The organism is Bizionia argentinensis JUB59, assembly GCF_000224335.1.
Lineage (GTDB): Bacteria > Bacteroidota > Bacteroidia > Flavobacteriales > Flavobacteriaceae > Algorimicrobium > Algorimicrobium argentinense.
Map to the genome: position 1 here is coordinate 348,663 of NZ_AFXZ01000002.1, position 21,186 is coordinate 369,848.

At 33.5% G+C, this 21,186-nt stretch carries 17 protein-coding genes; 9 read left to right on the forward strand and 8 right to left on the reverse strand.

Annotation, left to right across the window (positions count from 1 at the left end; all coding sequences use genetic code 11):
- Nucleotides 1-178: 178 nt before the first annotated feature.
- From ade to BZARG_RS01750, 4 genes are all read right to left on the reverse strand, one after another.
- Nucleotides 179-1,798, reverse strand: a complete 1,620-nt coding sequence (ade, locus tag BZARG_RS01735; RefSeq protein WP_008634683.1) for an adenine deaminase — start codon at nt 1,796-1,798, stop codon at nt 179-181.
- Between the two features lie 80 nt (nt 1,799-1,878).
- Nucleotides 1,879-3,912 carry a protein-disulfide reductase DsbD family protein gene (locus tag BZARG_RS01740; protein ID WP_008634304.1) on the reverse strand — a complete coding sequence of 678 codons (2,034 nt, stop codon included), beginning with the start codon at nt 3,910-3,912 and terminating at the stop codon, nt 1,879-1,881.
- Nucleotides 3,902-5,227: a tRNA lysidine(34) synthetase TilS gene (tilS, locus tag BZARG_RS01745; protein ID WP_008634408.1), complete on the reverse strand. Its 1,326-nt coding sequence runs from the start codon at nt 5,225-5,227 to the stop codon at nt 3,902-3,904. The genes BZARG_RS01740 and tilS overlap by 11 nt, the downstream gene beginning before the upstream one ends.
- 74 nt (nt 5,228-5,301) lie before the next feature.
- Entirely contained in the window at nt 5,302-6,630 is a 1,329-nt protein-coding gene (locus tag BZARG_RS01750) for an anthranilate synthase component I family protein (protein WP_008634411.1), read from the reverse strand.
- Nucleotides 6,631-6,951: 321 nt separating this feature from the next.
- Here BZARG_RS01750 and BZARG_RS01755 point away from each other — a divergent pair, with 321 nt between their 5' ends.
- On the forward strand, nt 6,952-8,301 hold the full coding sequence (locus BZARG_RS01755) for a DEAD/DEAH box helicase (protein ID WP_040287907.1): 1,350 nt from the start codon (nt 6,952-6,954) through the stop codon (nt 8,299-8,301).
- A 445-nt stretch (nt 8,302-8,746) separates the two neighbouring features.
- On the opposite strand, the gene BZARG_RS01760 is transcribed toward BZARG_RS01755, so the two are convergent.
- A complete protein-coding gene (locus BZARG_RS01760) occupies nt 8,747-9,571 on the reverse strand; it encodes a mechanosensitive ion channel family protein (protein WP_008634492.1) in 825 nt (274 codons plus the stop codon).
- A gap of 584 nt (nt 9,572-10,155) precedes the next feature.
- Here BZARG_RS01760 and BZARG_RS01765 point away from each other — a divergent pair.
- A complete protein-coding gene (locus BZARG_RS01765; protein WP_008634776.1) occupies nt 10,156-10,923 on the forward strand; it encodes a M90 family metallopeptidase in 768 nt (255 codons plus the stop codon).
- Between the two features lie 35 nt (nt 10,924-10,958).
- On the opposite strand, the gene BZARG_RS01770 is transcribed toward BZARG_RS01765, so the two are convergent.
- Nucleotides 10,959-11,837, reverse strand: coding sequence for a universal stress protein (locus BZARG_RS01770; RefSeq protein ID WP_040287885.1), 879 nt, complete (start codon nt 11,835-11,837; stop codon nt 10,959-10,961).
- Nucleotides 11,838-11,871: 34 nt separating this feature from the next.
- Nucleotides 11,872-13,545 (reverse strand): BCCT family transporter, encoded by a 1,674-nt coding sequence (locus BZARG_RS01775; RefSeq protein WP_008634596.1) that lies wholly within the window; start codon nt 13,543-13,545, stop codon nt 11,872-11,874.
- A gap of 423 nt (nt 13,546-13,968) precedes the next feature.
- On the opposite strand from BZARG_RS01775, the gene BZARG_RS01780 reads away from it, so the two are divergent.
- From BZARG_RS01780 to BZARG_RS01810, 7 genes are all read left to right on the forward strand, one after another.
- The gene (locus BZARG_RS01780; RefSeq protein ID WP_040287886.1) at nt 13,969-15,300 is read left to right on the forward strand and encodes a cytochrome ubiquinol oxidase subunit I; all 1,332 of its coding nucleotides are present in this window, start codon (nt 13,969-13,971) and stop codon (nt 15,298-15,300) included.
- Nucleotides 15,301-15,302: 2 nt separating this feature from the next.
- On the forward strand, nt 15,303-16,379 hold the full coding sequence (gene cydB, locus BZARG_RS01785; protein ID WP_040287887.1) for a cytochrome d ubiquinol oxidase subunit II: 1,077 nt from the start codon (nt 15,303-15,305) through the stop codon (nt 16,377-16,379).
- A 17-nt stretch (nt 16,380-16,396) separates the two neighbouring features.
- Nucleotides 16,397-16,711 carry a hypothetical protein gene (locus BZARG_RS01790; protein WP_008634719.1) on the forward strand — a complete coding sequence of 105 codons (315 nt, stop codon included), beginning with the start codon at nt 16,397-16,399 and terminating at the stop codon, nt 16,709-16,711.
- A 237-nt stretch (nt 16,712-16,948) separates the two neighbouring features.
- On the forward strand, nt 16,949-17,758 hold the full coding sequence (locus tag BZARG_RS01795) for a sulfite exporter TauE/SafE family protein (protein WP_008634642.1): 810 nt from the start codon (nt 16,949-16,951) through the stop codon (nt 17,756-17,758).
- Between the two features lie 137 nt (nt 17,759-17,895).
- The gene (locus BZARG_RS16105; RefSeq protein ID WP_262483624.1) at nt 17,896-18,177 is read left to right on the forward strand and encodes a rhodanese-like domain-containing protein; all 282 of its coding nucleotides are present in this window, start codon (nt 17,896-17,898) and stop codon (nt 18,175-18,177) included.
- Between the two features lie 190 nt (nt 18,178-18,367).
- A complete protein-coding gene (locus tag BZARG_RS01805) occupies nt 18,368-19,030 on the forward strand; it encodes a peroxiredoxin (RefSeq protein ID WP_008634496.1) in 663 nt (220 codons plus the stop codon).
- A 68-nt stretch (nt 19,031-19,098) separates the two neighbouring features.
- Nucleotides 19,099-20,442 (forward strand): MBL fold metallo-hydrolase, encoded by a 1,344-nt coding sequence (locus tag BZARG_RS01810; RefSeq protein WP_008634794.1) that lies wholly within the window; start codon nt 19,099-19,101, stop codon nt 20,440-20,442.
- Nucleotides 20,443-20,552: 110 nt separating this feature from the next.
- On the opposite strand, the gene BZARG_RS01815 is transcribed toward BZARG_RS01810, so the two are convergent.
- Nucleotides 20,553-21,179, reverse strand: coding sequence for a TlpA family protein disulfide reductase (locus tag BZARG_RS01815; RefSeq protein WP_008634443.1), 627 nt, complete (start codon nt 21,177-21,179; stop codon nt 20,553-20,555).
- Between the last annotated feature and the right edge of the window lie 7 nt (nt 21,180-21,186).

Genomic DNA, 21,186 nt, shown 5'->3' on the forward strand with positions numbered 1-21,186 from the left:
CACAAACCTGTCTTAAACAGAATGAGATCCACAGAGGTATTTTGCAGAATTTGATTAAAATAAACTACAGCACAAACAATTACACTTTTCAAAAACAAACAACCAATTACTTTACCAACTTGGCGAGAAAAACACTTAATACTTTGTCCGCTTATATACGGGTCAATCTGTGTATGAACTAAACTTCTAAAGAGGTAAATTTAAATGTATTCCCATCAAACAAACCTTTATCACTCAATTTTAATGAAGGAATAACTAACAAGGCCATAAAACTCAAAGTCATATAAGGCGCATTTAATGTACTACCTAGTTGCTTCGCCATTTTGTCTAGTTTTCCATATGCTTCACCAATTGTTTCGGCATCTTGATCGCTCATAATACCAGCGACCGGTAATGACACAATTTGACTGTCCGTTTCTGAAACCGCACAAATTCCGCCTTTGTTTTCAATAATAAGATTTACAGCTTTGCAAATGGCTTCATCGTTAACACCAACGGCAATAATATTATGCGAATCATGACCAACAGAACTTGCAATGGCTCCAGATTTTAGTCCAAAGTTTTTTATAAATGCGCATGAAGGTTTATCATCGTTATACCGATTAACCACCGTCATTTTTAGAATATCTTTTTCTATGTTTGAAATGATATTGCCATCTTCAATTAATGCCTCTTCAATTAATTCATTGGTCACCAATTGACCTTCTAAAGCTTCAATCACTCTTATTTCTTTAGCAGTTGAATTAATTCTAAAGTCGGAAATTTGTTTTTTAGAGGTATTAAAATTATTGAGAATTTGAAACGGTGTATGAGGAATTAGTGATTTTTCATTCTCGAAAACCACTTCGCCATTGATATAAGTTTGCAATGTTTTAAAATTAATCAAGTTTTCAATAACAATAAAATCAGCAGCATCATTTACTTGAAGTAAACCAATAGGTAACTTATAATGCTTTACAGGATTAATACAAGCCATTTGCAAAACTTGGAATACATCATAACCTTTAGCAACGGCGCGCGCGCACAATTGATTTATATGACCAATTAATAAATCGTCGGGATGTTTGTCATCACTACAGAACATCATGTTTTCATAGTGCTGCGGTAATAAACCGATTAAAGCTTCAAAATTTTTGGCTGCACTACCCTCTCGGATTAAAACTTTCATGCCTTTTTGAAGTTTCTCTAAACCTTCTTCAAAAGAAAAACATTCATGATCTGTGGTTATTCCCGCCTTGATATATTTTGTTATATCGTCCCCATGTAACCCTGGTGCATGACCATCAACAGGTTTATTATAATTTTTTGCCCATGCTATTTTTTTTAAAACTTCCTCATCATCAAATAAAACACCGGGATAATTCATCATTTCGGCTAAATACATAATATCCGGATTCGCCATTAGCTTCTTAATATCTTCCGAATCTATTACCGCACCTGCAGATTCAAAGGTTGTGGCTGGAACGCAAGACGGCGCGCCAAAATTGAATTTAAAAGGCGTTTGTTTGCCATTTTTAATCATGAATTCAACACCTTCAATTCCTAAAACATTGGCAATTTCATGCGGATCTGAAACGGTTGCAACAGTTCCATGCGTAACAGCGATTCTTGCAAACTCACTCGGCACCAACATGGAGCTTTCAATATGAATATGTGCATCTACAAAACCAGGAATAATAAAATGCGCTACGTTGTGTTCTAATTCTTCAATTGCCGAAATTTTGCCATTCAGCACCGTAATTTCACCTGAAAAAATACGTCTGTTCGGAATATCGACAATCTGTCCTTGAATTTTCATAAAATCATTTTGGTAAAATTACTTATTTTATATAAAAAAAGCGAGAACTAGTCTCGCTTGATTTATACAAATTATAATTATTAGTTCTCTTTAAATCGGTCTACACCTTTAGATAACCATTCGTGATACTCTTCCGCATCTGGTGTATAACCTACAGGTTTACTAATATCCTTTCCTTCGGTATCCTGCATTACATATAAAGGTTGTGCATTGGTATTATAACGAACTTGCTGAAGTTCTAACCATTTATGACCTAAAGTCGTAACATTATTCCCGGTTAATTCAGACTCGTACTGTTCTTCTTTAGGAAGTTTAGTTCTATCATCCACATAAAGTGAAATTAAAACAACATCGTTATTCAACACATTAAAAACATGTTCTTTAACCCAAACTTGTTCTTCCATTTTACGACAATTCACGCAGGTTAACCCCGTGAAATCTAACATAATAGGTTTATTTACTTTCTTCGCATACGCTAAACCATGTTCATAATCGCGAAAAGCAATTAGGTTATTTGGGCCATAATGTGCATGTTCTGGAAGTTTAACAGCTGTTCCTGATCCACCAGAAAAAGCAGCCGGCTTCGTGTTACCAACGCCATAAGGTGATTCACTATTTGTGCTCATTGGAGGTGGAAAACCACTAATTAATTCTACTGGCGCACCCCAAAGTCCTGGTAACATGTATATGGTAAACGATAAAGCTAATAACGCCATACATAAACGTCCTACCGAAATATGTGGTAAAGGCGAATCGTTTGGTAATTTAATTTTCCCTAATAAATACAAGCCTAGCGCTCCAAAAATAGAAATCCAAATCGCTAAAAACACTTCACGTGATAGGATGTGCCATTCTAATACTAAATCGACCATTGATAGGAATTTGAATGCAAAAGCTAATTCTAAAAATCCTAAAACTACTTTTACTGTATTTAACCAACCACCAGATTTTGGCATGGAATTTAACCAACTTGGAAAAAATGCAAATAAGGCAAATGGTAATGCTATAGCTGATGAAAAACCTAGCATACTAATTATTGGTGCAATACCACCTTTTGTTGCCGCATCTAATAAAGCAGTTCCGGCAATTGGGAAGGTACATGAAAATGACACTACTGCTAAAGCTAAAGCCATAAAGAAGATACCGACAATGCCACCTCTATTGGCACCACTATCTACCTTATTAACCCATGAATTAGGTAGCATAATTTCAAACGCACCTAAAAATGAAAAGGCGAATACTAATAAGGCAATAAACATGATGGTGTTGAATGTTACACCTGTTGAGAATTCATACATCGCGTTACTTCCAAATAACGCTGAAATAGCTGTTCCTAAAAGTGTATAGATAACGATGATAAAGAAACCATATAATAAAGCATTTCTAATACCTTGTGCTCTTGTTTTACTTTGTTTAGTAAAGAAACTCACCGTCATAGGAATCATTGGAAACACGCACGGTGTTAATAAAACCAAGAAGCCTAAAAAGAAAGCGGTAAAGAATGTAATCCAAAGCCCCTTGGATTCGTTTTCTGTTTCTACATCAGAATCTATAGCTGTAGTATCTTGTTTGGCATCTGCTTTGTTATCATCGGCAGATGCAACGTTTGAAGGTGTTTCTGAATCTGCTAGAGTTGCTATAGTAGCTTTCGTAGCCGTTTCTAAATTAAATGTTATCGACTCTTGCTCATAAATACATCGGGCATCATCACAGGCTTGATATTCAATATTAACCTTTATTGTTTTTAAATTAGGGTTTAAAACTTCTATTGTTTGAGCAAACGTTGCCTCACGATCAAAAAAGTTTAAATCCATTTCAAACACCTGATCGTAAGAAGTAATATATTTACTTTCTTTTACTTTGCCAATCCGCTTATAGTTATCCACCTGACTAATGGAATCAAACATAAACACTGTTTCTAATGGTCCACCTTCTGGTAAATCTTGAGTATACAAATGCCATTTATCTTCAATTGTAGCCTCAAAAATTAAGGTATATTCTGTTTCTGATAATTTTTCAGTTTTACCACTCCATTTTACAGGATTTAAAACTTGCGCATTTATTGAAAGTGCAGTAATGAACAGGGTTGCAAATAGGACTAAATTACGTTTCATCATTGTGGAGACTAATTTTTAATATGGGATTCGTTTCGTTAGTTACTTTAAATCGGTTATCAGCTCGTAAACCAATAACCCAAACAATTTGATTACCGGAATACAATAACCATGTTTGTTCTTTTTCTAGAAGGGAGAGTTTTTCATCTTTAAAAAATTTACTTAATTTCTTTTTTCCCGTCATTCCAAAGGGGTAAAAATAAGCCCCTTTTTCCCATTTTTTCAAGGATAAAGGATATTTTAACAAATTTTTATTAACATAAATCGTCTTTACGGATGTATCCTCCATATTATCAACGTCTTCAAAGCGCAATTTCCCCATAAGAAATGATGCTTCATTTACCTCTTCTTGTAAGAAAATAGTCGTTTCTTCAGATTCCTCAATAAGTTCTGATAAAATTAACGTATCGCGATCCTTTAACAGTCGGTGCGTTTTTGATACTAAAAATTTCCCCGATTGCGCATCTAATAATTGATAAACATCATCCCATTCCGTAAAATGAAAATCTTTAAGAAGTTGATATAAATATATCTTCGGATTAGATAATTGCTGTAATTTTTTAATGTCTAAATGAATGAAATCATCCGTTGCTTTTACCACTTTCTTCTGGACGCGAACCAAAGCATCATCAATTATTTCTGTTGACTCTTGTAAATGGGCTTGCGTTTTTTGAAAATTTTGAAGCAATTTCGGATTCATTTCTTTAAGAATCGGAATGACATTATGTCGTAATTTATTACGAACATATTTAGTGGATGCATTAGTACTATCCTCACACCAATCTATTTTTTCGCTTTGAGCAAAAGTTTTCAATTCAGCGTGAGAAAACGGTAATATTGGTCGCACTAAAACACCATTCGTTTCTGGAATCCCAATTAATCCGTCTAAACCTGTTCCACGCATTAGATTTATAAAAAACGTTTCCAAATTATCATCGGCGTGATGAGCGGTTAAAACATAATCAAATTTTAACTGTTCAGCTAATTCTTGAAACCAGTTATAACGCAAATCTCTTGCGGCCATTTGAATGGAAATATTATGTTCTTCGGCGTAAACTTCAGTCTCAAAACTCTCTATAAAAACTTCCAAATCTAAATCTTCGGCTAACTCCAATACAAAATCTTCGTCTCCATCACTTTCATCTCCACGTAAGTTAAAATTACAGTGTGCTAAAGATATATTTAATTTTAATTTATGACATAAATGCGTTAAAACTACGCTATCCATACCTCCAGAAATGGCAATTATTAGCTTGCTCTTCGCTAAAAAGGGAAGGTTTTTCTCGATATGGTTTTCAAAATCAATTAAGGTCATATATTTATATTGCGTTTTTTTAGTCGACTTAAAATAACATAATTACCAATTTACACTTTTTAAATAAGCAAAATCTATAATCCTTTAGCTTCCAAGGCTTGTCGCATAGCTTTCGCTTTCACTAAACACTCATCATACTCATTTAGCGGATTACTTTTTGCCGTAATAGCGCTACCAACTGAATAGGATACATATTGATTGGTCTGGTTATACAGAATACTGCGAATAACTACATTAAAATCGAAATTACCAGTCGGCGTAATATACCCAACAGCGCCAGAATATAAACCGCGCTTGGTTTCTTCCAGATTTTCAATAATATTCATGGCCGATATTTTCGGCGCTCCCGTCATGCTTCCCATAGGAAATGTAGACTCAATAATATCTACAGGATTTGCGGTTTCTGTAACCGTACTTTGAACAGTTGAAATCATTTGATGTACTTGCTCAAAACTATATATCTGGCATAATTCGGGTACATGAACGCTCCCTTTTATAGCGGTTTTGGATAAATCATTTCGTACTAAATCGACAATCATTATGTTTTCACTCCGTTCTTTTTCATCAGCTGCTAATGCAGTTTTAAGCCTATTATCTTCTTCTTGATTCCCTGAACGTTTAGCGGTTCCTTTTATAGGTTGAGAAATCACGGTGTTTCCTGTTTTTTTCAAATACCGTTCAGGAGAAGCAGACATGAGATATTTATCTGCTATTTTTAAAAATGTGGCAAATGGTGGTTTAGAAATTGAATTGAGATTATTATAAATTTCTAATGGATTAACTTGAGTGTTTTCAGCATAAAATTCCTGACAGAAATTAGCTTCGTAAATATCGCCACGATGAATATGAACGAGCACTTGTTTTACTTTTTCTAAATACGCATCCTTTGAGATTCGCTGTTTTATTTTGATAAGATTATCAGAAATTTTCAGATTGGATGTCTTTCGACTGCACTCAAGATGACAATCGTTAAACTCTTCAATAAACTCTAAATCCTCCTCAATTTCGTCATCTATCATATTCAAATAAAGCATTTCAACCTGATTACCTTTAAATAAAAAGATTTTCTTTGGTTGAAAAAAACATAAATCAGGAAATTCTAAACCATCAAAATTTTTGGATTTCAATGGTTCGGTGTCGTTTTTCAAGTCGTAAGTTAAATAGCCAAATAGCCAATCGTTTGTTAACGTTTGATATTCTTTTAATTTTTGAAAAGCGTCTATAAAATCGGTTTGCATGCTTGTAAAAGCATCCACGGCTAAAACAGCATCATAACTGTTATTTACGTCGGTGTAGTTATTAGAATCCAACCATAAAACCTCACGGAATTGTTGACTCCAAAGAAGTAACTGATTTTTAAAGACCTGAATGTCTTTTGGCTGATATATGTGTAATTTTCTCAAGAAAAAAGTTATTTACAAATTACCGAAAATTTCATTGGATAAAAAAGCAAGAATGCCCTTGTTATAAATAGTGTTCGGTTAGAAAGAGACGAATTTTAAAAAATGATTTGTTTTTGATACCATTTTATTTTAATTTTCTTGAGTTAATGCTTTAGTGTCGTGAGATTAAAATTCTATAAAAAACGCGCAAAAAAAAACATTTTTAGTTTGGCTGTATTTCCGACCACACATTAAATACATGTTATAAAGTTGCAATGCCATAAAGCATAAGAGTTATAAAAGATTTATCTTTGTAGACTAAAACAAAAACTTTTGGACGCTATTACATTTCAAGATTTAAAATTAAATACACCTTTATACAACGGATTAGACGATTTAGGTTTTACCAATCCCACACCAATTCAAGCTGAAGCCTTTAACGTGGTGGCATCAGGAAAGGATGTTGTTGGTATAGCACAAACTGGTACGGGGAAAACCTTTGCTTATATGTTACCTATTTTAAGAAGTCTAAAATACTCGGATCAGGAAAATCCACGTATTTTGGTTTTAGTGCCAACTCGGGAATTGGTGGTTCAAGTGGTTGATGAAATTGAAAAACTTGCCAAATACATTAACGTTCGTGTTTTAGGCGTTTATGGTGGTGTAAATATTAATGCCCAAAAACGTGCGGTAGCTGAAGGCGTAGATATTATTGTAGCAACACCAGGACGATTATATGATTTAGCAGTAAGTCGTGTTTTACAGTTAAAATCCATACAGAAATTAGTAATTGATGAAGTGGACGTTATGTTGGATTTAGGGTTTAGACACCAACTGATTAATATTTTTGATATTTTGCCAGAACGTCGTCAAAACATTATGTTTTCGGCAACAATGACAGACGATGTGGACGAATTAATAAATAGTTTTTTTATTGCCCCACAACGCGTTTCTATTGCAGTTTCTGGAACACCTTTAGAAAATATTGCCCAAGAGAAATTTGCTGTTCCTAACTTTTACACCAAATTAAATTTACTTAAAAGTCTTTTAAAGGATAAGGAAAACTATCATAAAGTATTAATTTTTGTGGCTTATAAGAAAATGGCCGACAGACTTTTTGACGCTTTAGATGAACGCTTTCACGAAGAATTATGCGTAATTCACTCTAACAAAACACAAAATTATCGTTTACGCAGTATTGAGCAGTTTCGCGCTGGAGACAATAGAATATTAGTCGCTACAGATGTAATGGCTCGTGGATTGGATATTGATAATGTATCGCATGTTATAAATTTTGATACACCAAGTTTCCCGGAAAACTATATGCATCGAATTGGTAGAACCGGTCGTGCAGAACGCGAAGGTCATGCCCTACTTTTTTATACTGAAAAAGAAAAAGAAGCTTTAGATCGCATTGAAAGTTTAATGCAAATGACGATTCCAGAATTGCCTTTTCCTGAAGATGTTGCGATTTCTACAGATTTATTAGAAGAAGAACGTCCGCAAATTAAAGAACGAAACAATCCAACAAAGTTGCGTGATGAAGATGCACCCGGACCTTCATTTCATGAGAAGAAAGAAAAAAATCAGAAGGAAAATTTAGGAGGATCTTATAAAGCGAAGATAGCAGCGAAATATAAAAAGCCTAAAACTCGTGGCGATAAGAATTATAATAAGCGGAATAAGAAATAGTAAATCTTGATTTATTAAAACAAATAAGTTTTAGAAGAAATGGGGACTAGATAGTCTGGAATTATTCAGTTATTCGAGAATATCTATTAGTTTGTTCGAAGTTTCTTTAATTTATAAGGAGTCGTCAATACCTTTAGATTATTCAAAATTTATTATCTTAAGTTTAAGATCGACCTATTTTATCAAGTTATAGTTCGCAATTTATACTTATATCAAACACTGTTCAATCAGTTGAAAACTGAAAGGCTTTTTGCAATAGTTAATTCTTTGTCTTTCTATATAAACTAAAAAGTTTCAATTTGAGCCTTAATGGATAAAATGGTTGGGTGTTTTTATAAAAATCACTCCTCTAATAAATTAAATAACTACGTCCATATTATTATCTCTTATTTTTCTTTAAATCGAGAAGGATGAAAAGGAATAAACAGATTTCTTGTTTCTAGAGCTAGTTTTTATCACCTTGATAAACAAGACGTTTTGGAATAGCGAGATGAATATCATTTTTATCAAGCGCTTTTTTAACGGCTTCCATTTGTTCAAAATATACATTCCAAAAATCATCGGAAGTAGACCAACATCTGGCAGAAACTTTCATTGCATAATCACCCATACCGGTTAACCAAACTTGTATAGGTTCGCCTTTAACCAAATCAGGATGTACTTTTAAAGCGTTCGTGATTATTTCACGGAGTTCGTCAAAATCTTCATCGAATGAAAAATTTAGATCTATTTCTATTCGTCGATAAGGTTCTATGGAACGATTGTCCATATCATCGTTGGCTACTTTACCATTTGGCAAGGTGATTAACCTGCCATCAAAAGTTTTAATTCGGGTATACAAAATGTCAATTTGTTGTACATAACCCAAATGATCATTGATGTAAACCAAATCATTAATTTTGAAAGGTTTAAACGCCAAAATAAGCACGCCACCAGCAAAGTTGGCTAAACTGCCTTGTAGAGCAAAACCAATAGCAAGCGCCGCAGCGCCAAACATGGCCATAAACGAAGAGGCTTCAATTCCGAGAATGGTACCAACAACAAAAATTAATAAGGCATAAAGAACGAAAATACTCAAACTTTGAATAAAAGTTTTCAAAGTGGGCTCCATATGCGATTTATTCATAAAAGTACGAAGCAAGCGCATCGTAAATTTAATAACAAATAAACCAAAGAATAAAGCCACAGCAGCATATATCACATTGGGACCAAAATCGATTAAAAACTTTAATAAGGCATCTTTTAGTTTTGTCCAGATACTTTCATTCATAGGATTCGGATTCTTTTATTTAAAATTAAGGTTTCTCAATAGATTTTCGCCCACTTAATCTGACGTTTTTTTAACGTAATTGGCAAAGGTAAGCACTATATACTCTTTATATGCATAGTTTTTTAAAATCTGGACATCTCTAGTAACACTTCCCAAAAATAAATCCATAATATTATTTCCGGTTATTGCTTAACTTAAAATAATATTAATTTAACCTTTTATAGCATGAATTAAAATGGCTTCACGTTTCTTTTAAATGACGAATGGTTTTAATAACTTCTTTTTAAATATTTATATAGGGAATAAAAAGGGCTAAAAATTTTAAACGTGATGGGCGTCAATTTATCCTCTGGGTCTTTCGACTAAACTATGACTTATTATAAAATATTTTGCCGTATTGGAACTTAAACCCGTAACCAAAAATAATTTCACGCCTGTTTGTTCCATCAAAATCACTTACATAAGGATTAATACCAAAGCTGTTAAAATAAAGACTAAAGGATAAATCCTATATAGTTTCTCCTTAAGCCGACGTTAATACTATAAAAATTACAATACTTTTACATAACTAATAGCAATATTTTATGACGTATATTATAATCGCTTTTGTGGCATTGGTTGGATTTGTCATTTTCGCCTTTTTCTTTACAAGGAAAAAGCCTGTTGAACCCTTTCCAAAGCCTTGGCACGATTTACTTTTGGAGCATGTCGAATATTATAGTCAACTTTCAAAAGTTGACCAAAAGCGTTTTCAGCAACGTATGATGTTGTTTTTAAGCGAAGTATACTTGGACAGTGTCGGTTTTGAACTTAATGATTTAGATAAAATCCTGATTGCTTCCAGCGCCGTAATTCCCGTTTTTAATTTCGCAGAATGGCACTACCACAATTTAAGTACTGTTTTAGTATACCCTGAAGATTTTAATGAAGATCTGGGTTTTGATGAGACCGATAAAAAACGTCATATCTCGGGAGTTGTGGGAAATGGCCGATTTGAAAAACAAATGATTCTCTCGCGGAAAGCACTGCATCATGGATTTCATCCAAGTTCTCATAAAACTAATACAGCTGTTCATGAATTTGTACATTTAATTGACAAAATGGATGGTATTACAGACGGCGTTCCAGAGCGATTAGTTGCTAGACCTTATATTATTCCATGGCTAAAACTCATACATAAGGAAATGGAAGCTATTAATGATAATAAATCGGATATCAGAAATTACGGAGGAACCAATGAAGCAGAATTTTTAGCAGTTGCTTCAGAGTATTTTTTCGAACAACCTAAACTGATGAAAAAAAAGCATCCTGAATTGTACAAAATGCTTAAATCCTGCTTTCGAACACCATAAAATTTATAACTACACCTAAATTATCAAGCGCTTTTTTAACGAATAACGAGCAAGGGCACTTTTATATTACTTATCAATAAATCGTTGGTAACACTTCCCACAAATAAGGATGTTATATTATTTCCGCCTATTGCCGAACTTACAATAATATCAAATTTACCTTTTTTGGCGTGAAGCACAATGGCTTCAACTACAGACAAGTTCTCTCTGTCCGTATACCGGAATTGAAGTTGCTCTGGAAGTTTATATTTTTTCCGAAATTGCTTAACTTTCTCCTTCAAATGAAGAATCGTTTTACCGATTGCTTTTTCAGTGTTGATATATGGGAAGAAAAAGGACGGAATATTGTAAACGTGAAGCGCCTCAATTTTTCCGCCAGATCGTTCGACTAAACTGTCAGCTACTCCAAAACATTTTGATGAAGCGGAACTGAAATCCGTTGGAACTAAAACGTTGTCCATGCTATGTTTGGCTTCTTCCGGAACCAACAAAACATGAGCGTCTAGCATCCTAACTAATTTCTGACTTAAAGCACCTGTTCCCTGCAGTTCGTCCTTATTACCTGTAACCATGACATCAATTCTATATTCGTCAGCCATATGACTTAAAATGCTTTCGGTATAATCGTCAGAAGTAATTAGCACCGTATGCGGAACTGCAGCCGTATAATTTTTATCGATAGTTTTTTGCAAACCACGATCTACAATGTCTTCTACCGTAATACCTTCTTCAAGGAACTCGTCGTATAAATCGTATAATTTATATTGTTTAATGTTATGTGTAAAATATAAATGTTCAATATTCCATACCTTACAAAGAAAGCTTACATATCCCAATAAAATGGCATCCATTTCAGTCAAGTCCAAAGCCACCATTAATCTCAACTCATTTTCTAACTTTATCTTCTTTGTCATTTTTTTAGCTTAACTATTTCAAATTTTGGTTTATTTACAGATCCGTTGTATTCGATTTTTTATCGGGTTCTTTTTCAGGTTCAATCTTTTTCAAGTTTTTCTCTTCCCGCTCCTCGTTTACCAGATTCAATATGTTTTTTCTATAGGTTGCCCGCTCCAGTAACTTTTCTTTTCGTTCTGCTTTATCATAATCTTCATTAATTCCTCTAAACAAGGAAAAGCACATCATAATTAAGAGAATAGCAAAGGGTAATCCAGAAATGGTAACAACCGTTTGTAGCGCGTTTAAACCACCTCCGTACATTAAAACAGAAGCAATAATACCTGTGGCAACTGCCCAGATGACTCTTTGATATCTTGGCGTTTTTAATTTGCCGCCAGACGTAATACTATCAACAACTAAAGCGCCTGAATCCGCTGAAGTTATTATAAAACTACATATAAGAATAACGCCTAAAACTTTGAGTAACATGGCTAATGGAAACTTATCGAAAAACACATAAAGTGCTGTAGAAATATTATCATTAACTGCGGCAATCATTGCTGTATCTCCGAGAAGTATATCGCGCATGGTGGTACCTCCAAAGGCACTAAACCATAGGAATGTTACCAAAGCAGGTAAAATAAGTACACATAGAATAAACTCTTTTATGGTTCGTCCTTTAGAAATTCGTGCAATAAACGTCCCAACGAATGGCGACCAAGATATCCACCAACCCCAATACATAATGGTTCGTGTTTTTTGCCAATTAGTTCCTTGTAAGGATTCGGTCCAAGTGGACATATCTACAAAATGCACTAAATAACTTCCAATATTTTGTATATAGGATTTAAAAATAAATGTGGTAGGTCCTAAAATTAATACGAGCAAAAAGATAGTTGATGCAACTCTCACGTTCAACTTACTTAACATTTGAACACCTCTATTAACACCGCTAAACGCGGAAATAGTGGCTGCTAATGTTACCCCTACAATAATAAGTACTTGATAAAACAAGGAACTCGGAATACCAAATACATGCGTAAGTCCGGAGTTAATTTGTCCTACTCCAAATCCGATAGTTGTAGCTAGCCCAAAGAGTGTTGTAATGACAGCCATAATATCAATTACATCTCCCATCCATCCATAAATTCGATTTCCTAATAAGGGATAAAATGCGGAACGTAACGTTAATGGCATTTTTCTATTAAACGTAAAATACGCTAAAGAAAGTCCAACAACCGAATAAATAGCCCAACCGTGAATACCGTGGTGAAGAAAAGAAAAATTAATAGCTTCTTGTGCTATAAGCGCTGGGTCTTGTCCTGCTAATCGTGGTGGATTTAAAAAATCGCGAACAGGATCGGCAATACTGAAAAGCACCAATCCATTTCCAATTCCAGCACTAAAAAGCATAGCAAACCATGCCCATAAACTAAATTCGGGTTTTGCTTTATTACCGCCTATTCGAATAGCTCCAAACTTACTAAAGGCCATATACAAACAAAAGACAATGAATAAATTAACTGCCAAGGTATAAATCCACCCGCCGTGAGCAGAAACATAGGTTTGAGCCATTCCGAAATAATAATCGGCTTCTTCCTCAAATATTAAAGTGAAACCAACAGTAAGAATCATAACGGCAATAGCGGAGAAAAACACCGTTTTGTTAACAACCAGACCTAAAAACTGGGAAGCACTTTCTTTTCTAGTGACTTTTATTGACATATTAAAAATAAATTGTTAAAAATAAGTAAGAATAAAAAACCAAATCGATAAAGCGATAGAGATTGTAGTTTTAGAAATAACGGTTAATTAAAATCCTTTATAAATGAATTATAAATCAGAAAAAGTTATAAATAGTAATCTGAAGTTGAGGCAGTAATTTATAGCGAATAAGGCTGGTTTTCATAAGTGATTGTCTTAAAAATGATCAAAGCATATAATACTACAAAATAATTCCCTTTACAAGTTTTCATATGATTGTTTTATAATTATCTTTAAGATTACAACTTAAAAAAAAGATGATTAAAAGAGTGATTGTGCAACTATTGTTACACTTAAAAACACTGATAACTTCTAATTTTGCACGTAATAGAAGTTGTTATTTTAAATAGTTGGAATAAAACAACAAATCAAATTCAAATATAAATGGAGGATATGATCTTTTATGATAGAATGCAATTTGCATTTACTATCACGTTTCATTATTTGTTTCCGCAATTAACCATGGGTTTATCCTTACTAATTGTCTATTTTAAATGGAAATTTTTAAGAACTAAAATCGATAAATATAATGATGCTGCCATATTTTGGATGAAAATTTTCGCATTAAATTTCGCTATGGGTGTTGTAACCGGAATCCCCATGGAATTTCAATTTGGAACCAATTGGGCAAAATTTTCGGAACTCACCGGTGGTATAATTGGTCAAACCCTTGCCATGGAAGGTATGTTTTCTTTCTTTTTAGAATCCTCCTTTTTAGGTCTATTTCTGTTTGGCGAAAAACTACTTGGCCATAAATTACACTTTGTTACCGGGTTTTTGGTCTTTCTAGGCTCTTGGGCTAGTGGTTATTTAATACTTGCCACACACTCATGGATGCAATATCCTGTTGGTTATGAAATTTTAGAAAACGGTAAATTTGTTCTAAATAATTTTGGTGCCTTATTTTCTAATCCTTGGCTACTTCCCTCCTATTTACATAATCAAGCTGGCTCCATGGTAACATCATCATTTGTTATGGCCGGTGTTGGTGCTTTTTACTTGTTGAGTAATAAACATAATGAATTCGGAAAACTTTTTGTAAAAACAGGTGTTATTTTCGGTCTAATTTCAAGTTTATTAGTCGCATTTCCTACAGGCGATTTATTAGCTAAAAATGTTGCAGAACATCAACCTGTTGCTTTTGCGGCTATGGAAGGTATTTTTGAAACAGAAGATGGTGGAGCCGAAATTGTACTAATTGGCCAACCTAACATGTTAGAGAAAAAACTAGACAATAAAATTGCCGTTCCTAACATTTTAAGCTTCTTAACCTACCAGGATTGGAATATGCAAATAAAAGGGCTGAATGAGTTTGATGAAGATGTTCATCCTACTAACGTTCCTGGTTTATATTATGCATATCATATTATGGTTGGTTTAGGAACTATTTTTATTGGCTTAATGCTTTTAGCAGCTTTTCAGCTGTTTCGAAAAAAGCTCTACAAAACTACTTGGATTCTCTGGGCGCTCATGCTTATGATTCCGTTTCCATATATTGCTAATACCACGGGTTGGTACACAGCCGAATTAGGGCGACAGCCTTGGTTAGTATACAATTTATTGCGCACGGCCGACGGTGCATCACCAACGGTTTCTTCTGGAAACACATTATTTACTTTACTTGGTTTTATAGGTTTATATCTGCTTTTAGGCATGTTGTTTTTAATGTTAGCAGGGAAAATTATTAATAAAGGACCACAACTTAATCAACATTAATTATGGAGTTATTTTGGTATATAGTATTAATGACTATGCTAGCTATTTACGTCGTTTTAGATGGCTATGATTTTGGTGCAGGAATTATTCATTTATTCTTTGCAAAAACAGAAAAAGATAAAAAAGCAATTACCAATGCTATTGGACCCTTTTGGGACGCTAATGAAGTTTGGTTAATTGCTGTAGGAGGTGTCTTATTTTTTGCCTTTCCTACTTTGTATGCGTCATCATTTAGTGGTTTTTATTTACCGCTCATGTTAATTTTGTGGTTACTTATTTTTAGAGCTATTGGTTTAGAGCTACGCGGTCAAATTAAAAACGCCATGTGGGAAGCCATATGGGATAAGGCTTTTGGAATAGCCAGTTTATTATTAGCACTATTTTTTGGTGTCGCTTTAGGAAATATTGTAAGAGGTGTAAATTTAGGAAATGTTGTAAATGGTGTTTCTACCCATGAAGCGCATTATTTCTTTTTACCGCTTTGGAATTCAACTTTTAGTCCGCAAGCAGAGCAATTAGGAGTTATAGATTGGTTTACATTATTATTAGGGGTAATTGGTGTTGTAGCGCTGACTATCCATGGCGCCAATTGGATTATTTTTAAAACGAATTCAGACCTTAATAAAAAACTTAAAAAAGTAGTCTTTAATCTGAATATAGTTATGGTGGCTTTAGTTATCACCTCATTATTAGTTTGGCATGTTATAGAGCCTAAACCATTTCATAACTTTATGCAATACCCATGGTTATGGATATTGCCAGTAATTGCTTTAACAGGTTTAATCGGGTTGTTTAAAGTGAAATCTTTCAAAAAAGATGGACATGGTTTTGTTTTTTCAACCTTATTTCTATTAGGAGGCTTGGCTTCTACGGTAGCTTCAATTTTTCCTAAAGTTTTGCCTTCAACAAATGCTATAAACCCAGATTTAACAATCTATAATGTGGCTGCGGATGATTATGGATTAACAGTTGGAGTCTATTGGTTTGCCATTGCCGCCGTTTTAGTGGTTATTTATATGATCATTCAATACAGAGTTTTTAATGGCAAAATGGACGATGTAGGTTACGGAGACCACTAATTAAAATATTTAAAACCATGACGGGAACTTTAATTTCTTTAATCAGTATTTTCATAGGTATTGTTGGTGCTAATCTTATGGGGTATTTCAAAAAGAAATACGCTTTAGGTTTTACGGGAAATACTTTAGTCGGTGTGTTTGGTAGTATTTTACTTGTAAAGTCTTTTGGAAGAATAGGTTTTAGTCCCTGGGATATTATTTATAATGACGGCTTCAATATTAATTTATTTATAATAAATTGCGTGGTTTCATTTTTAGGCGGCGCTTTAGGAGTTGTAGTTGTAAAAAAAATAATGAAAAAGTTGAATAAGGCGGACACCCCTAGAGAGTGAATAGATTATTTAATTTAAGGGTTGACTTTCCATTGTGATTAACCAAATTAATTATGGAATTAAAACACATATTTAATTATGAAGCAAAAGGCAGCATGAAACAAAGCTACAATGAGACTCTATTTTATAAAAACGTTTATATTGCGTTAAACTAAAAAAAAATAACTTCTTAATAAAACTCATTATACTGCTGACGAATTATTAGCATAACATTTTTAAAATCATAAATTACAAGCCATGGAATTAATAGAAGTTTTTGGATATTTAAGCGCATTAGTAATTGGTATCACGCTCGGTCTTATTGGCGGCGGCGGATCTATTTTAGCTGTTCCAGTATTGGCCTATTTATTTTCTATCGATGAAAAAGCAGCAACAGCCTATTCCCTATTTATTGTTGGCGCCAGCGCTTTAGTTGGTGGTGTAAAACAGCACCTAAAAGGTTTTGTAGACTGGAAAACAGCTATAGTTTTTGGTATTCCATCTATAATTGGTGTCTCATTAGTTCGCTTATATGTCGTTCCTGCTTTACCTGAATCTTTATTTTATATTGGCGACTTTGAAGTTACCAGACGTATGGCAATGTTCGGTTTTTTTGCTTTCTTAATGATTCCTGCGGCTTTTTCTATGCTAAAAAAACCAAAAGAAAAACTAGCGGATTTAACTGTTCAAGTTTCTTATAATTATCCTTTAATTATTCTTGAAGGATTAATAGTTGGCGGAATTACTGGTTTTATTGGAGCCGGCGGTGGTTTTTTAATTATTCCTGCACTTGTTATATTAGCAAAAGTAGAAATGAAGATAGCCATTGGCACATCTTTAATAATTATAGCTATTAAATCCCTACTCGGTTTCTTTATTGGCGACGCCTTAACCATGACTATAGATTGGTCTTTTCTAATGCTTTTTACAGGTTTATCCTTTGTTGGAATTTTTATTGGTAGTTATTTAAGTAATTTTATTGATGGTAAAAAACTAAAAAAAGGCTTTGGATACTTCATTTTCGTAATGGCTGCCTTTATTTTCTATATGGAATTTTTTGTGCAGTAGAAATAGATGATAAATATCATAACTTTTATGATTTAGAAGTTATATTTTTAATTTGAAGTTATTAAATCATTTTACGTATAAATTTTTTCAATTCTATTTTTGGAAAAAAAGAAAAACCAAAAGATACCGTTAAACTTCTGGATCCTGCCGATTTTAAAGATGCTACATTAAACCAAAATGTACAATTAATAGACGTTAGATCGCCTGACGAATACCAGTCTGGACATATTAAAGATGCAAAAAACATCGATTTCTATTCTGGCAAGTTTAATGTTGACTTTAATAATATTTCAGATCCAAAATTAAAACGCATGCTTGTTTTTAATTGCCAAAAAGAGCATTGGAGATTATGGATGGTTAAAAAATACATACTTCCTTATTTATACTGGAACAAAATGCTGAAAGGAAAAGAGATTTAAAATATTCTATTTTACACTTAAAATGATAAAAGAGGTATGGACTTATTATAAGCCTTTACCTCTTTTTAGTTATCTAATTTTCGGGCTTTTGTCTTGCTTTTCTGCGCAAAGTAACTTATGTTACAGTATAGCACTCGACTATAGCTTATCTTTATAGTAAATTTAAAAACAATAATAAAAAACAATAATTATGGAAGCAGATTTAAATATTCAGGAAGTAAACGCTATGCCAAGAATTGGCGATAATGCTCCTGATTTTGAAGCCGTCACAACTACAGGCAAAATAAAATTTTCAGAATTCGCAATAGATAAGTGGGTTATAATGTTTTCGCATCCAGCGGATTTCACGCCAGTATGCACAACAGAGTTAACTGGTTTTGCTAAACGTAAAGGCGAATTTGACGCACTTAATACCCAGCTATTAGGTTTAAGTATTGATAGTATTCATTCCCATTTAGGTTGGGTTCAAAACGTAAGAGAAAACACAGGCGTTTATTTCGACTTTCCAATTATAGCGGATATCGATATGAAAGTAGCCAAACTTTACGGGATGTTACAACCTAATGAAAGTGAAACAGCTGCTGTACGTGCGGTATTCTTTATAGATCCGAAGAAAAAAATTCGGTTAGTCATGTATTACCCATTAAACGTTGGTAGAAATATGAATGAAATTTTACGTTCTTTGGAAGCCCTTCAAATTTCAGATAAACATAAAGTTGCCATGCCATTAGATTGGAAAAAAGGTGATAAAGTTATTGTAGGTCCACCAAAAACTTTAGATGAGTTAAATGCACGATTAGCAGATGATTCTGTTGAAAAAGTAGATTGGTACCTTGCTATGAAAAATATTTAGTATATTCAGATCAGTCTTGATTTTAATTAAATCAAGACTGATATTTTTTTAATTTAACTCCATAACTTATGATAATAAAGCAATTTCAAGACAAACCGTTAGCACATTACTCCTACGCTATTATTAGCGAAGGTAAGATGGCGTTGGTAGATCCAGCTAGAAATCCTACGCCCTATTATAAATATGCTGAAGAAAATAATGCTAAAATTATAGCGATTTTTGAAACACATCCGCATGCCGATTTTGTGAGTAGTCATTTACAAATACATGAGGAAAAAGGCGCAACAATCTATGTAAGTAAATTGGTTGATGCCAATTACCCACATCAATCTTTTGATGATGGAGATACTCTTAAAATGGGAAAAATCACATTCTCCGCTATTAATACGCCTGGTCATTCGCCAGACGGGATTACTATTATGGCTAAAGATGAAAATAATAAACACGCTATGTTTTCTGGAGACACGTTGTTTATTGGCGATGTTGGAAGACCCGATTTACGTGAAAAAGCGGGTAACATGAGAGCTACCAGAGAGAAATTGGCCAAAAGTATGTACCATACCATCCAAAATAAATTCAACCATTTACCTGATGATACTTTAGTATATCCAGCACACGGAGCTGGTTCCTTATGTGGAAAAAACATGAGCACAGATCCATCCAGTACTTTAGGCGAAGAGCGCGCGAGCAATTGGGCTTTCAAAAAACAAACAGAAAAAGAGTTTGTCGATACTATTTTAATGGATCAACCTTTTATTCCTTCCTATTTCGGTTATAATGTGGATATAAATAAAACGGGCGCTGAAAATTTTGATAAAAATACTAATAGTATTCCTATAAAACTTGAAGTTAAAAGTCTTCCAGAATCAAGTTTGATTATTGATATTAGAGATGAGGCCGATTTCAAAAAAAATCATCTTAAAGGAAGCATTAATATTATGGCTAGAAATGAAGACGATAAAATAGAAACTTGGTTAGGCTCTATTGTTAATCCTAAAGAAAAGTTTTATCTCGTTTTAAATTCTATTAATGATAAAGATGAAATAATTGCGCGTATTGCCAAAATAGGCTACGAAAATCAAATTGAAGCTATTGTTACACTTTCAGATAATTCATTACAAAAATCAGAAACATTTGATTTAGAACATTTTAAAAATAATGAGGATGCGTATACTATTATCGATATAAGAAATAAGAGTGAGGTTGCTGAAGGCAAGATATTTGAAACTGCCATTAATATTCCGCTTAACGAATTACGAGAATCAGAAGAAACGCTTCCAACTAACAAACCTTTTGTTGTGCATTGCGCCGGCGGTTATAGAAGTGCAGCGGGAAGCAGCATTCTTCAAAAAAATCTTGATTATGCAACGGTTTTTGACTTAAGTGACGCCATAAAAGAATTTCAAGATTAAGTTTTGTATGCTCCAAGGATATTAATTAACACTTTATAAAATTATAAATAGAAAACCGCATTAGATTAAAAATCTGATGCGGTTTTTTTTATATACTAATTTGAAGATTATTATTTCAAACTCTTCAAAAATTCTTTAAAATCGGGTGCATTATAATCTGCCATTCCTTTGTGTTTTAGTGCTAAATTTCCTTTAGCGTCAATAACATAGGTTGTTGGTATCGCGGTTGATTCATACATTTTTGGTAATCTGCTAGCTGCTGCATAAATAGGCAAATTATAACCTTTACTTGAATTAAAAGCTTTGGCTGTTTCAAAATTCTTATCTACGGACAGAATTACAAAAGCTACATCATCCCCTACTTCATCGTACAAGTTTTTAATGCTGGGCATTTCAGCTATACAAGGCGGACACCAAGTGGCCCAAAAATTTATAAAGATAACTTTACCTTTTAATGCTTCCATAGATGTGATGTTTCCATCTTTATCCATCAGCTTCAAATTATAATCAGCCTTTATAGCGTTCGTCACCTCCTTACTATCTTTATTTTTGTCTGCATTTTGTATTTCATTTTCCAAATTAAGATTCATAATACCTGTAGCCAATATACCACGTTGTGCAAAACCAATAACTTCCGCATGCATTCCAGTTGCATAAAGTGTTATAGCAACTACGGCAATGATGCCGTAGTTTAACCATGTTTTATTTTTCTTATAAGATGATTTAATATTTTTCATAATCTTT